Genomic DNA, 15,062 nt, shown 5'->3' with positions numbered 1-15,062 from the left:
CCGAAAACTATCATAATAAGAGCCATGAAGATAGTTGAACGCTGGCGGCTCCAGTTAAGCTCATCTTCAAAAGTTGATATTGCACTTTCAGAAAGGGCTATAGCACTTGTAAGTGCTGCAAAGAATACCAGTACAAAAAATATTATTCCCATAAGTCTTGTCATTCCCATTCCTGCAAATACCTTAGGAAGTGTTATGAACATAAGGCTTGGGCCTGCGCCAAGCTGTGAAGCATCACCTGCTGAGAAAGCAAAGACTGCAGGAATTATCATAAGTCCTGCTACAATTGCAATTCCTGTATCAAATATTTCCACATTAACTGTAGCTTCTTCGATATGAACATCGTCCTTCATATATGAGCCAAAAGTTATAAGAATACCCATCGCAATTGAAAGAGAATAGAACATCTGTCCCATTGCAGCAACAACTGTCATCCATGAGAAATTGTTGAAGTTAGGTATCAGGAAGTATTTTATTCCTGCTACAGCTCCCGGTCTTGTCATAGAATAGATAGCAATTATAAAGGATAAGACTACAAGGATTGGCATCATAAATTTGGATACGCGCTCAATTCCGTTACGAACGCCTGCAAATACTACAGCCAAAACGCAGAAAGCGAATATCATGAACCAAGTCTCAGTCTGAAATCCATTTGAGATAAAAGAGCTAAAGTATGAATCTTGTGCGACTGCATCAGTATTGCCGGAAATATACTGGAACAGATAATTTAAAACCCATCCGCCGATAGTAGAATAGTAAGGAACTATAAGCATTGGGATTATTGCATTGATCCAGCCTCCAAAATGATATACTTTTTTGTCAGAAAAAGCTTTAAAGGCTCCAATTGGGCTTCTTCTTGAAATTCGTCCGATAACAGTCTCTGATACGATCATTGTATAACCAAAGGCGAAAGCGAGTATTATATATACAAGAAGAAAAGCTCCTCCGCCGTATTTTGCAGCAAGATATGGAAATCTCCAAATATTTCCAAGACCAACACTGGCGCCTGCTGCCGCAAGAACAAATCCTATTTTTCCTGAGAAATGACTTCTTTTTTTATCCATGAATATTTATTAACTCCATTAATTTATTATTTATACACATATAGCATTTTAAAGTATTAAAGCATATGTCGCAAGTTATTATTCCAAAGCGGAGATTTACCCCCATTTATACGACTGTAATCTGCCATCCATTAACTTCCTACGAAACTGATGCAAACAAGGCTTTTCGTAGGAAAAATAGGCTTGTTTCAAGTGCTTTTTGCCACTGGCTTCCTACGAAACTGATGCAAATAAGGCTTTTCGTAGGAAAAACAGGCTTGTTTCAAGTGCTTTTTGCCACTGGCTTCCTACGAAACTGATGCAAACAAGGCTTTTCGTAGGAAAAAACATGCATATTTATAACATTTCATGTTATTATTAGTATATATTATACCGATAATATATTTGTGCTATAATGTCAATTTAATTTTTGCTCGTTCATGTTAGAAGTAGAATTAATGATTCTTGCTCACTCATGCTAGTAATAGACATCATTTATACGATTATAAGTCAATAATCATCTCAGATCTTTCTTCAGTACAGGCATAGCCCGCTTACTTCCTTGTTTTGACTTTGTTTTTCCTTTGTTCTCAGGTTTTGGTTTTATCAGAATCATCAGGTAACTATTGAAATGTTTTGGTAAAGAGAGGTTTCTATGGTTAATACTGAAATTATAAGCAACATGACTTTGGAAGAAAAAGCAGCTTTTCTTAGCGGCAAAGGGGAATGGCAGACCAGAGATTATAAAAGGCTTAATATTCCTTCAATTTTCTGTTCAGATGGCCCTCATGGTATCAGAAAGCAGGCCGGTGCAGGTGACCATCTTGGTCTTAATGAATCGCTTCCTGCTACATGTTTTCCAACCGCAGCAACTATAGCAAATAGCTGGGACGAAGAGCTCGGCAAAGAGATTGGTGATGCGCTTGGCCAGGAAGCTATGGCTGAGGGCGTTAATGTGCTGCTGGGGCCTGGTCTTAATATCAAAAGAAGCCCTCTTTGCGGACGTAATTTCGAATATTTTTCAGAAGATCCATATCTTGCAGGCAAGATGGCAGCTTCCTATACAAGAGGAATACAGTCCAATGGCGTATATTCCTGTCCTAAGCATTTTGCTGTTAACAGCCAGGAAATGAGACGTATGGCCATGAACTCTGTCGTAGATGAGAGAACTTTAAGAGAGATCTATCTGACAGGATTTGAGATTGCGGTAAAAGAGGCTCATGCCAAGGCAATAATGACAAGCTATAACGAGGTTAATGGCACTTATGCCAATGAAAATGAGCATCTTCTTAAAGACATTCTAAGGGATGACTGGAAATTTGACGGAATAGTAATAACTGACTGGGGTGCTTCCAATGATCATGCTCTTGGAGTTAAGGCCGGTTCTGATCTTGAAATGCCAAATCCTGGTCTTGACTCTGCAAGAGAGCTTATCGAAGCCGTTCAGTCAGGCAAGATCACAGAAGCTGATATAGACGCAAGGGTTGATACACTTCTTAGTGCAGTTCTTGAACTTACCAAGAATGCAGAAGGTCATAAGGAGACCTTTGACATAGAAGGTCATCATAATCTTGCCCGTAAGGCTTCCTGCGAGAGTGCTATTTTACTAAAAAATGAAAATCAGGTTCTTCCTTTGAAGCCCAAGACTAAAGTGGCTATAATTGGTGATTTTGCTTTTGAGCCTCGTTATCAGGGCGCCGGATCATCTCTGGTTAAGCCTACGAAGTGTGAGAAGGTAACTGAGCTTTCAAGTTCATATGATCTTCAGATCGTTGGTTATAGCAGGGGCTATCTTAGAACCGGCGAAGAAGATGCTAATATGAAAAAAGAAGCTGTAGATATGGCTGCTACAGCTGATGTTGTGCTGTATTTCTTTGGCCTTAATGAAATAAGTGAATCTGAGGGTCTCGACAGAGAGCATATGCGTATTCCTCAGAATCAGATCACGCTTCTTCAGGAACTGGGTCAGGCTAATCCTAATCTTATAGGTATAATCAGTGCTGGATCAGCGATCGAGATGCCATGGCATCATTATTTCAAGGCTCTTGTACATATGTACCTTAATGGTCAGGCAGGAGCTGGAGCTTCTCTTGATATTATCACTGGTAAAGTCAATCCTTCAGGACGTCTTAGCGAGACTATTCCAAGAAGACTTGAAGATACGCCTGCGTACAGGTATTATCCTAGCCCTCAGCGTACTTCCGAGTATAGAGAAAGTATATATGTTGGCTACAGATACTATGATACAGCTAATATTCCTGTGCTTTATCCATTTGGTTTTGGCCTTTCCTATACCTCTTTTGCCTACTCAGATCTTAAGGTCGATGACAAGGGCGCTACAGTAACTGTCAAAAATATCGGACAGATGGACGGGGCCGAGGTCGTACAACTTTATGTTGGCCTCAAAAATGCCAAGGTTTTCAGGCCGGTAAAAGAGCTTAAGGGCTTTAAGAAAATAAAAATCGCAGCAGGTCAAAGCGTAGATGTAAGGATCGATTTTGATGACAAGACTTTCAGATATTGGAACGTCAAGACTGGTAAATGGGAAATTGAAGAGGGCGACTACGATATCATGATCGGTCGAAGCGCAGCTGATATAAAACTTACCTCCAGTCTTCATGTAAATGGTACGACAGAAGAGTATCCTTACTATACCAACCGTATGGAGCATTATTATAGTGGCAATATTCAGGAGGTTCCGGACAGCGAGTTCGAAAATCTTCTTGGTTACTCGATTCCAAGTGGTAAGTGGAGCGGCGAACTTTCAGCTAATGATGCTATATGTCAGCTCTATTATTCAAAGAGCGGGCTTGCAAGATTCATTTACAAGAAGCTTACTAATATGAAAAAGAAGGCTGAGGATGCAGGTAAGCCTGATCTTAATATTCTTTTCATATACAATATGCCGTTTAGAGCTATGGCCAAGATGACAGGTGGCGCTGTTAGCAGGGATATGGTCAGCGGTATCGTGAAGATGGTCAATGGGCACTTCTTTGGCGGTCTTGGAAAGGTTATAAGCGGATATTTCAAGAATAGCAGCGCTAATAAGAAGTACGAAAAGAAAATAAATGGTTGATCTAAAAATGCAGATAACTAATGTACAAATGGTTATACCAAAAGCAGATTACAGATAAACAAATGGTTATACCAAAATGCAGATAATTAATGGCAAAAATAATTAATGCAGACATACCTGAAACAATAAATTATGTAAGATTGAATTCCCAATTAAGGAGGTCAAAAAAGTGAGTTTTTGGAGTAACTTTGCACAAAAACACCCTGTAGCATCGAAATGGATCAGAGAGGGCGGACTTTTTGTGATCGTAAGTAATCTGATCACGGTATTTAAGTACATAATCCTTCAGTTCCTGCCAAAGGCTTTTTCTTTCATGCCTGAGACAGATTATGGATGGCCATCAATTCCTGTGAATCTGTTCGGCATTGACTTTTTATGGAACATTATAGGATATGATCAGGCGAGTGGTGGAATGAGGTATTTCTGGGCTTACATGGTAGCCATGGTAATTGGTGAATGCGTAAACTTCCCAATCCAGAGAAGCTTTGTATTCAGAAGTAAAGGTAATATCTACTTCCAGGCAATGTGGTATATCATCGCATTTATCATTATCACCTGCATTGTTAATTCTATTAACTGCGTATGGGTTGCTGTTGCAGGCCACTTTGTACCTGACTTTGTTTATAATATCGGAACTGTTGTTCTTAACGGTGGTGTTTCGATGGTAATATTCTTCTTTGTTAATAAGATCATATTCCCGGAAGGTGAAGCTAACAAAAAGGCTTAAGATAGAATCTGCACTTAGCACTTAAATTTTTTTCATGAAAAGATCAGGTTGATCTGGCAAAAAAGACATAAGTTTTATATAAATGATTTTTCAAAATTTTCAGGGCGCATCCGCACCTGGTACTTAAAATCAATTCTACAAGTCCCCGGCAAGGTGCGGTTAACCATAAACGCAGGCAAGTCCTGCTAACACCCACAAAAAGGGAGGTTACACAATATGCTATCTATTAATATTGATGACGTGTTGAGTGTTCTGACTACGCTCAGGCCATATCTTATTGCCCTTGGCATTATTATTGTGGCTTGGATCATTCTAAGGATCATAGTCGGCAAGGTTATGAAGAAAAATCCGGCTAAGAGAAGAACCAAAGCTGGTCTTTTGGTTGCGCTTCTTGCCGGCATCTGCATAGTTGTCAACATGATCTGTACAGGTCCTATGAGCACTATGCTGGATCTTATTTCCGGTAGCGGAACAATCTCAAAGGAAACATCTGACGCAGCTACTGAGATTGCAGTTCAGATCGGTGAAGAAGGTATCGCTCTTCTTGAAAATGACGATAACATTCTTCCTATGGCATCAGGCGACAAGCTCAATGTATTTGGATGGGCTTCGATCAATCCTATCCTTGGTGGAGCAGGATCAGGCGCTTTAAATGATGCTTACCTTACAACAGATATTCTTCAGTCCCTGTCAGAAGCAGGAATTGAGACCAATTCAGAGCTGACACAGTTCTATACCGATTATAAGGCTGACAGACCTGAAGTTGGTATGTGGGCTCAGGACTGGACACTTCCTGAACCTAATGTATCTCTTTATACAGATACTCTTATGTCAAATGCCAAGTCATTCTCTGACACAGCTATGATCGTTATAAGCCGTTCCGGTGGTGAGGGTGCTGACCTTCCTGCTAATATGACGGCAGTAGTAGATGGTTCTTTCCAGGATGGAACAACCTATACAGCAGGTGTTTATGATGATACTTTAAATGATGGCAATGACTGGGATGAAGGTGATCATTATCTCCAGCTTACAAACAGAGAAGAGGATATGATCAATCTCGTCTGCAGCAATTTTGACAATGTAATCCTTGTTTATAACGGTGCAAACGCTTTCGAACTTGGATTCGTTGAAGATTATGACCAGATCAAGGGTGTTCTCTGGACAGCTGGTCAGGGACACGTTGGTATGAAGGCTCTTGGTGAGATAGTAGCAGGTACTGTTAATCCATCAGCTAAGCTTATCGACACATATATTTATGATTTTGAAACAGCACCTTGGTGGAATAACTTTGGTGATTTCAATTATGAAAATATGGACGATATGTCCTATACATCTACAGGATTTACTGGTGTTGAATCTACAGCTTATGTATCTTTTGTCAACTATGTAGAAGGTATATATGTTGGATATAAATTCTATGAGACAGCAGCCGCAGAGGGTCTTATAGATTATGAAAAAATTGTTCAGTATCCATTTGGATATGGCCTTTCTTATACAACATTTGAGCAGAAGATGGGCGATATCACAGAAGCTGATGGCAAGATCACATTCGATGTAACAGTTACCAATACAGGTTCTGTTGCGGGTAAGGATGTTGTAGAAGTTTATTATAATCCTCCATATACAAGCGGCGGAATTGAGAAGGCTTCAGCTAATCTCGTTCAGTTTGAAAAAACAGGCATACTTGAGCCAGGTGCTTCTGAGACAGTCAATATATCTTTTGACATAGAAGACATGGCTTCCTACGATTACAAGGATGCTAAGGGATACGTGCTTGAAGCAGGTGATTATATTATTTCCATCAATTCTGATTCTCATAATATAATCGATTCCAAGACATATACAGTTGCTTCTGATATCAAAGGACGCAGCTCCGATCAGGACGATGTTACTAACAGATTCGATTTTGCTGAAGGCGAAGTTACATATCTTTCAAGAGCAGATGGATTTGCTAACTATGAAGAAGCAACAAAGGCTCCAGCAGATTACAACATGACTGATGAAGCAAAGTCAACATTCTACAACATCAGCAATTATCTTACAGAAGAAGCTGTTGCTGCAGATGAAGATCCTGATGCTGAGGCTATTACGACAGGTGCTTCTAACGGCATCACTCTTATGGATATGGTTGGTATAGACAAAGATGATGCTATGTGGGATCAGTTCATGGATCAGCTGACACTTGATGATATGAATGCCCTTATCTCTCTTGGCGGATATCAGACCAACTCTGTTGATAGCGTTGGCAAGATCCGTACCAATGACTGTGATGGCCCTTCATCAATCAATAACAACTTTACAGGTGTTGGTTCACTTGGCTTCCCAGTAGGTGTTGTAATTTCAGCTACCTTCAATAAGCAGCTTGCACATGATTTTGGTTATTACATTGGTATAATGGCAGACGAAATGCACACATCCGGCTGGTATGCTCCGGCTATGAATATTCACAGAACTGCATTTGCAGGTCGTAACTTCGAGTATTATTCAGAAGACGGTGTTCTGTCAGGCTATATTGCAGGTAATTCTGTAGCTGGCGCTTGGGAAAATGGTGTATATGCTTACATGAAGCACTTTGCTCTTAATGATCAGGAGCAGAACCGTTGTGATATGCTCTGCACATGGACCAATGAGCAGGCTCTTAGAGAGATCTACTTAAAACCATTCGAAGAATGTGTTAAGGATTATGGCTGTCTTGCAGTTATGTCATCCTTCAACTACATTGGAAACAGATGGGCAGGCGGATGTTCTGAACTTCTTAACGATGTACTTCGTGGTGAATGGGGCTTTAAAGGTTTCGTACTTACTGACTACTTTGGCGTATATGGATACATGTCAGCAGATCAGGCTATCAGAAATGGTACTGATATGATGCTTGTAAACTATCCTACACAGACCAATAATGTTCAGTTCCGTGATACTAACGGTGCTCAGCAGGCAATGAGACAGGCTGCAAAGAATGCTCTGTATGTTGTAGCTAATAGCCGTGCATATTATAAAGAGAACTATTCAACTGCAATGCCTATCTGGAAGATCATTCTCTATATCGCAGATGCTCTTGTAATTGCGCTTTGCTGCTTCATCATTGTAAGAGCTATTAAGAAAAAAGATGCTGCGTAAGTAGAAGATCTGTTTAAAAAGCTATAAATCAAATATTTATGCAACATAAAAGGGGCGCTTCGGCGCCCCTTGTTTTGTTCATTCGTATACTTCGAATTATGACTTTCTTTATTTGATTTACATGTGTACTTCGAATTATGATTTTCTTATTTGATTTATATGTGTGCTTCGAATTATGACTTTCTTTATTTGATTTACATGTGTGCTTCGAATTATGACTTTCTTATTTAGTTTACGCATGTACTACGACTTTGTTTCTGCCATTGTTCTTGGCTTCGTACAGAGCTTCGTCTGCAAGCTTTAAGGCATTCTCGTAGTCGCCTTTATATTCGGAAAGGCCTGCTGAAATCGTGATCGGAACAGGGCTCTTTGGATCTTTGCTTATTGAAACTCTTATTTTATTGATCGTCTTTGTAGCTTCAGCGACGCTGCAGTTATTAAGGATGACAAGGAATTCTTCACCACCAAATCTTATTACGTAGTCATCTTTTCTTACAGATTTTTTGACATAATCAGCTATAAACTTAAGTACATTGTCGCCAACAATATGGCCGTACTTGTCATTAACATTTTTAAAATGGTCTATATCAAGCATTATAAGGGCTGCAGGCCTTGTAATAGACTTACTTTCCTTATCTGTTATCTCATCAAGCAGAACTCTGTTGCCTACCTGAGTAAGTTCGTCGGTCACAGCTTCTTTTTCCATCTGCCTTATAGCCAGGTAGTGGTCGAAGGTGATGAGATTAAGGATTATCTGTGCAAAAAGAACTGCGAATGCACAGGGAATATTGATGGCAAGCAAAATCTTGAGATTCTCATAATGATTAAAATTGTGAGATATCAGTATTTCTGCAAAAAAGAACAGATATGACACAAATGCATCTGAAAATCGTGATGAAAAGCACAAGGTCCACATTATGATATGGATTGTTATGGTTCCTGCTGTAAAATAGGTCTTGTTCTCGAGATGATACACTGCCCAAATGGTAGAGAGCAGTACGCAGTGGCACAAAATATGATTGGTTGCGATCATCAGCTTATAATTGGTTATTCTTGTGTTAAAAAACAGGAATAGGCCAAGCGGGATAAGAAGTGATAATCTTGGAATCAGCGTTGGCATTATTGTACCGTTTAAAAGGTAATCAGAGTACAGGCACATAATGGCTGCTAAGCATCCGCCACTTAAAGCTATAGTCATGAAAAACTGATAATACATGACATTATATCTATGAAAATCATCCCTGTTTTCAGGGCTAAATTCTCTAAGTCTCTTGCAAAGGCCAAGAATATAGCTAATATTTAAAACTTTTGTGTTCATGAATAATGTGGTTCCTTATTACACTAAAATATGCATCAAAGGCTTGATTACATATCTAAAACTATGGTTCATATAAGCAATTATTATGACACATTTTACTAAATAATAAAGTACAAAAAAGCGTAAATTTATATTTTATTTTAAAGCGATTTTTACAACAAAACGGAAACTCATAATTAAATGTGAAAAAATTCGCTGAAAAAATTTTTAAACAACAACAGCATAAATCATAGTAAAAGCAAGAATAATCACATTGCTTTGATATTTTCAAAGCTCAAAAAAATAGCGCAAGGAAACCGTTTTATAATAGTGGTTTTCTTACGCTATTTTAAATTCAATTAATTTACTTATTAATGATTATTTGCTTCCTCTTACAATATCCTCGATGATATCAGCGCATTTATCGATTCCGATAATACCTGTATTGAGGCACAGATCATAGTTAGAGAAGTCATAATTGTCATGACCTGTATAGTGCTTGTAATATATGCGGCGAAGCTCATCCTGTTTTTTCATGATCTTCTTAAGATGAGCATCATCAAGACCAGGATGGAGCTGCCTTGCACGCTCAAGTTTAAAGTCTGTCTCTGCATACAAATAGATATCCAGCGATTTAATGCCGGCTTCCTTGAGAACGAAGTCAGCGCAGCGGCCAACTATAATGCATGGGCTCTTGGCCAGATCCACGATTACATGCTTCTGAGCTTCAAATATGTCATCATAGGAGTTGTAAGCTGCAGTTCCGTTTAGAAAGTTCTCTATGAAAAGAGATAAAGCAGAGATGGATTCACCTTCAGAATTAACATCTTCTTCGCAGAATCCGCTTTCTATAACAGTTTTCTTGACAAAGTCCTTGTCGTAATAGGGTATACCAAGTCTTTCTGAGAGTATACCAGCAATTGTGCGTCCATAGGCACAATATTCTCTACCAATTGTGATTACCGGAAATTTAAAGTTTTCCATAATTGAAAAGCCTCCGCGCTTTTTTTAAGTTCTTTGTATTTGTGATTTTATGACTCTATCAGGTATGAGTTTATAGTTATAGCGTTTATAGTTGTGACATTTATAGTTTTAAGCTTTTTGACGCTTCGCCTGTACGAACTGGAATGCAAGTGAGCCTATTACGAGCACAAGTCCGATTCCATCTGTTGCTACTCCTGGATATATAAGCATCAAACCGCCAACAACTGTAAATAATCTGATTATTTTGCTCATATCAGAGAAGCAGTAGCCTTCAAGTCCTGAAGCCAGGCCGAATATACCGATAATAGCTGTAATGCTTATCTGCAGAACTTCGATCGGCGTTGTATCTATCATCAAAAGAGCAGGGCTAAGGCAGAACATATAAGGAACAATGAAAGCTGCAATAGCAAGTCTTGATGCTGTGAAAGCTGTCTTCATAGGGTTACTCTTGGCAATCGCAGAGCCTGCATAGGCTGCAAGTGCAACAGGAGGTGTAATATCGGCAACAATACCAAAATAAAATACGAAGAAGTGAGCAGCAGCGATCGGAACGCCCATTCTTATAAGGATAGGAGCTGTAGTTGCTGCCATAATGCAGTAATTAGCTGTTGTAGGAACGCCCATTCCAAGTACGATACAGCAGAGCATTGTAAGGACGAGTGCGACAATAAGCTTATCGCCTGCAACACCTACGATTGCATTTATAAGTTCATTGGCAAGGCCTGTCATTGTGATAGCGCCTGATATAATACCTGCTACGCCGCAGGCTGCGCCTACAGTGATAGCGCTCTTACCACCTGACTGAAGTGCATCAAGTATTTTGCCAGGTGTAAGTTTTGCATCCTTATTGATAAGTCCGACTACGATAGAAAGGATGATCGCAAGTGAAGCCGCCTTCTGCATAGTCATATAGTTGCCTGAAACCCATACTATCAGCATAACTATTGGAATCAGGAGATATATCTTTTTGATCAGCTTAAAAAAGTTTGGAAGCTGGTCCTTAGGTATACCTGTAAGCCTCAACCTCTTGGCTTCAAGATGAACTGTAATAAATATGCCAAAGAAGTAGAGTATTGCCGGAAGGACAGCTTTACTTATTACATTAGAATACGGCACACCGATAAAATCTGCCATAAGGAAGGCGGCAGCACCCATAATTGGAGGCATGATCTGTCCGCCTGTTGATGAGGCCGCTTCTACGGCAGCTGCGAATTCGTTTCTGTAGCCAGTCTTTTTCATCATAGGGATTGTTACTGAACCGGTTGTAACTGTGTTACCTACAGACGATCCTGAGACCATACCGCAAAGAGCAGAAGAGATGACTGCAACTTTGGCAGGACCTCCGGCGAATCGCCCGGCTATACTGTTTGCAAGTTCGATAAAAAAGCTTGAGATTCCGGTTCTTTCAAGAAACGCACCAAATATTATGAAGACTACAATGTATTTGGAACATACGTTAACTGGTGTAGAAAGGATGCCGCCTTTTGTATAGAAAAGGTTTCGCACAAGGTACTTGACTCTTCCCGGGAAACTTGGGTTAGTAAGCCCAATTGTAAGAGCATATATAACAAAAAATGCTGCTACGATAAGAATTGGCATACCAACGCATCTTCTTGTAACTTCTACAAGAGCTGCAATACCAACTATACCTATAATTATCTGATACCATTCAAATCTTGTTCCCTGGTTGATTATATCAGTTGCATTAAAAGTAAAGTAAAGGTATGAAGCTGTTCCAAGGACCATAAAGATAATATCGCCGATTGGAATATAGTTTGGCTTTGTCAGTCCTTTTTTATGAGGATAGATCAAAAATCCCATAAGCACTATAAGTGCCATGAAAGAAGTCAGTCGTATCTCTTCGAGGAAGGTTGCAAAGAGAGTTACATATATACACCATAAGGAAAAAAGAGCCAGCACAACCGTAACGATTATCTTAGGTGTTCCGGTCCATATTCTGGTGTTGGACTCTCTGTCATACTTACGCATTACTGAATCTATTTCGACATTTTGATTAGTAGCACCTTCGGGGGAAGTATTCATTTTTACAGAGTCATTGCTGTTTAAATCTTTATTATTGCTCAATCCTTATTCCTCCGTTCTAACTGTTATTCCATGCTCAGCATAGTATCTGGCAGCGCCTTCATGATAAGGCACGTCTGTTACACTTGTTGCATTCTCAATATCAAGCTCAGAGCCTTTGGCGTTTTCAAGTGTTATATCATCTACGTGGTCAAAAATAGCTGCTGTAAGATTGTATACTGTATCCTCATCAAGACTTGCAGCTACTACAACAGTAGCTTTAACTGTAATAGTCTCTATGTCTTCATCCTGGCCCGGATAAGTTCCTGCAGGAATTGTATATGCAGAATAATAAGGACATTTTTCTATAATGCCGTCTCTAAGATCGCCATCAATAGAAAGTAATCTGACACCGTTAGTTGTTGCAAGTTCAGTTATAGCGGTGGTTGGGGCACCGGCTACAATGAAGGCTGCATCTATTTTGCCATCCTTTAATGATTCCTTGGAATCTTCAAAAGACTGGTACTGGGGCTTAATGTCATCAAGAGTGATACCGGCACCTTCAAGTACGTCAAGTGCGTTAAAGTATACACCTGATCCGGCTTCACCTATTGATATACTTTTGCCTTTGAGATCTGCTACGGACTGGATATCTGAATCCATGGTGATAAGCTGAACAGTTTCAGCATATAAACATCCAAGGACTCTGAAATCGTGAGTTGCTCCGTCCTTTTCAAATGCTCTGGTACCTGACCATGCATAAGACATAACATCAGACTGAGTGAATCCCAGCTGGAAGTCACCGTCCTGGATACTTTGAATATTAGCTTTAGAACCGCCTGTTGATACGGCAGTAACACGAACATCAGCATATTGCTTCATATACTGAGCAAGAACTCCGCCATATGCATAATAAGTTCCTGCAGTTCCGCCCGTTCCGAACATGAAACGTAGACCACTACCGCAGGCACAAAGACATGTGCACATGACAATCATAAGGATCATACTAAATATCCTTAAAACACGTGTTTTCCTCATTTTTTTCTCCTCTTTATGTATTTTATAAGATATATTTTAGCATATTTCCAAGGTACCTGTTTTGAGTTTATAAATGTGCTATTTATGGGAAAATGGGGGATTTTTTGAGGGGCGGTGTGAAGGATCTAAAACAAGATCATTTTATATATTTCAATATCTTAGCTTTTAGTTTATTATGGTTGTAATATTTGCTAATTAATTATTCTTTCAACTAGCTAACATCGAACCAATTTACATGTCTATACGAGGAGATACGACTATGAAAAATGTAACTTTAGGACGCACCGGCATATGCGTTCCACAGAACGGTTTTGGCGCACTTCCTGTCCAGAGAGTATCTTTGGACGAGGCTGTAAAACTTCTTAGAAAAGCCTATGAAGGCGGCATGAGATTTTTTGACACAGCAAGAGCTTATAGTGACAGTGAAGAAAAGCTTGGCGCTGCATTTGGTGATAACAAGGTTAAAAGAGACGAGATCATTATCACTACCAAGACTCAGGCCAAGACCCCTGAAGGATTCTGGAAGGACCTTGAAACATCACTTGCAACACTTAAGACAGATTATATCGATGTATACCAATTCCATTTAATGGGCCAGTGCTATAAACCAGGCGATGGAACAGGAATGTATGAGTGCATGCTCGAAGCCAAGGCTAAAGGTCTTATTAAACATATCGGCGGTACCGCTCATAAACTTGGTATTGCCAGAGAGCTTATAGAATCAGGCTTGTATGAAACAGTTCAATATCCAATGAGCTATCTTGCATCTGAAAAAGAGATTGAACTCATACATCTTTGTAATGAGAATAATGTAGGTTTTATCGGCATGAAGGGCCTTGCAGGAGGTCTTATTACCAATTCAAAAGCAGCTATGGCTTTCATATCACAGTTTGAAGGCGCAGTTCCAATCTGGGGTATTCAGAAAGATAAAGAGCTTGATGAGTGGCTTTCATATATGGATGAAACACCGTCTATGGACGATGATATCAAGGCTTTCATCGAAAGCGAGAGAGTAGAACTGATGGGAGATTTCTGCAGAGGATGCGGTTACTGCAGTCCATGTACTGTAGGCATTCAGATCAATCAGTGCAACAGAATGTCCCTTATGCTCAGAAGAGCTCCAAGCGATGCTTGGCTTTCAGAATACTGGCAGAGCGAGATGGCCAAAATTGATACATGTGTTAACTGCGGCGCATGTCTTCCCAAATGTCCATATGAACTTAATATACCTGTACTTCTAAAAAAGAATCTGGAAGATTACAGACTGGTTCTGGCGGGAGAGCGCAAGGTTAAGTGATTGATATTATTTAATGAGCAAGCTCGAATCGAAATAACTTTTGACCATTACGTCATGTAATAGCAATATCTGATACTTGTATCCATTATTATATTAGGATATACTTTAAAAGCTACACACAAAATATAGTTTATGGGAGGAACAAATAATGGGTTTCGAAAATGTATGTAAGTCACTAAAAAATTACTTCAGCAACAACAAAATACTTGCACCTTTGCAGATGTACGCACTTCCTGTCACTTTAGCATGTGGTGCTCTTATGGTATTACAGCTGATCATTCCAGGTTTTAGTTTGGGCTGGTTTTATACTTTAGTAAAAGTAGCTTTCTATCTTTTCTTCTTTATGCTTCTTGGAACAGAGAACTTTTTAATGATTGCTATAGCACTTGGCTTAAGAGCAGTTTACTTCCTTATTGATGAGATTCAGGCTCTTGTAGGTGAATATTCTTATTTTAGCATGG

General features: G+C 39.5%; 10 protein-coding genes. 5 read left to right on the top strand and 5 right to left on the bottom strand.

The features are described 5' to 3' along the window. Nucleotides 1-1,064 (bottom strand): sodium-dependent transporter (locus tag K6G87_RS01785; RefSeq protein ID WP_296833076.1); only part of this gene is annotated, 1,064 nt, incomplete at its 3' end. A gap of 634 nt (nt 1,065-1,698) precedes the next feature. Between K6G87_RS01785 and K6G87_RS01780 the strand changes: the two genes are divergently transcribed. From K6G87_RS01780 to K6G87_RS01770, 3 genes are all read left to right on the top strand, one after another. Beyond that, entirely contained in the window at nt 1,699-4,119 is a 2,421-nt protein-coding gene (locus tag K6G87_RS01780; RefSeq protein WP_296833074.1) for a beta-glucosidase family protein, read from the top strand. A 169-nt stretch (nt 4,120-4,288) separates the two neighbouring features. Further along, nucleotides 4,289-4,846 carry a hypothetical protein gene (locus K6G87_RS01775; protein ID WP_296833071.1) on the top strand — a complete coding sequence of 186 codons (558 nt, stop codon included), beginning with the start codon at nt 4,289-4,291 and terminating at the stop codon, nt 4,844-4,846. A 216-nt stretch (nt 4,847-5,062) separates the two neighbouring features. After that, complete coding sequence (locus K6G87_RS01770; protein ID WP_296833068.1) at nt 5,063-7,963, top strand: glycoside hydrolase family 3 N-terminal domain-containing protein; 2,901 nt, start codon at nt 5,063-5,065, stop codon at nt 7,961-7,963. A 232-nt stretch (nt 7,964-8,195) separates the two neighbouring features. On the opposite strand, the gene K6G87_RS01765 is transcribed toward K6G87_RS01770, so the two are convergent. From K6G87_RS01765 to K6G87_RS01750, 4 genes are all read right to left on the bottom strand, one after another. Continuing rightward, nucleotides 8,196-9,281: a GGDEF domain-containing protein gene (locus K6G87_RS01765; RefSeq protein ID WP_296833065.1), complete on the bottom strand. Its 1,086-nt coding sequence runs from the start codon at nt 9,279-9,281 to the stop codon at nt 8,196-8,198. 357 nt (nt 9,282-9,638) lie between these two features. After that, complete coding sequence (locus tag K6G87_RS01760; protein ID WP_296833062.1) at nt 9,639-10,244, bottom strand: cytidylate kinase-like family protein; 606 nt, start codon at nt 10,242-10,244, stop codon at nt 9,639-9,641. 108 nt (nt 10,245-10,352) lie between these two features. Then, on the bottom strand, nt 10,353-12,329 hold the full coding sequence (locus K6G87_RS01755) for a TRAP transporter permease (protein ID WP_330669678.1): 1,977 nt from the start codon (nt 12,327-12,329) through the stop codon (nt 10,353-10,355). 3 nt (nt 12,330-12,332) lie between these two features. Beyond that, a complete protein-coding gene (locus tag K6G87_RS01750) occupies nt 12,333-13,304 on the bottom strand; it encodes a TAXI family TRAP transporter solute-binding subunit (RefSeq protein ID WP_296833059.1) in 972 nt (323 codons plus the stop codon). 259 nt (nt 13,305-13,563) lie between these two features. Between K6G87_RS01750 and K6G87_RS01745 the strand changes: the two genes are divergently transcribed. Both K6G87_RS01745 and K6G87_RS01740 read left to right on the top strand, forming a co-directional pair. Then, nucleotides 13,564-14,601, top strand: a complete 1,038-nt coding sequence (locus K6G87_RS01745) for an aldo/keto reductase (protein ID WP_296833056.1) — start codon at nt 13,564-13,566, stop codon at nt 14,599-14,601. Between the two features lie 148 nt (nt 14,602-14,749). Further along, the coding region (locus K6G87_RS01740; protein WP_296833053.1) for a hypothetical protein at nt 14,750-15,062 on the top strand (313 nt) is incomplete at its 3' end.

The sequence above is a fragment of the Butyrivibrio sp. genome, from assembly GCF_024699075.1.
This window is presented reverse-complemented; position numbering and strand designations above follow the sequence as displayed.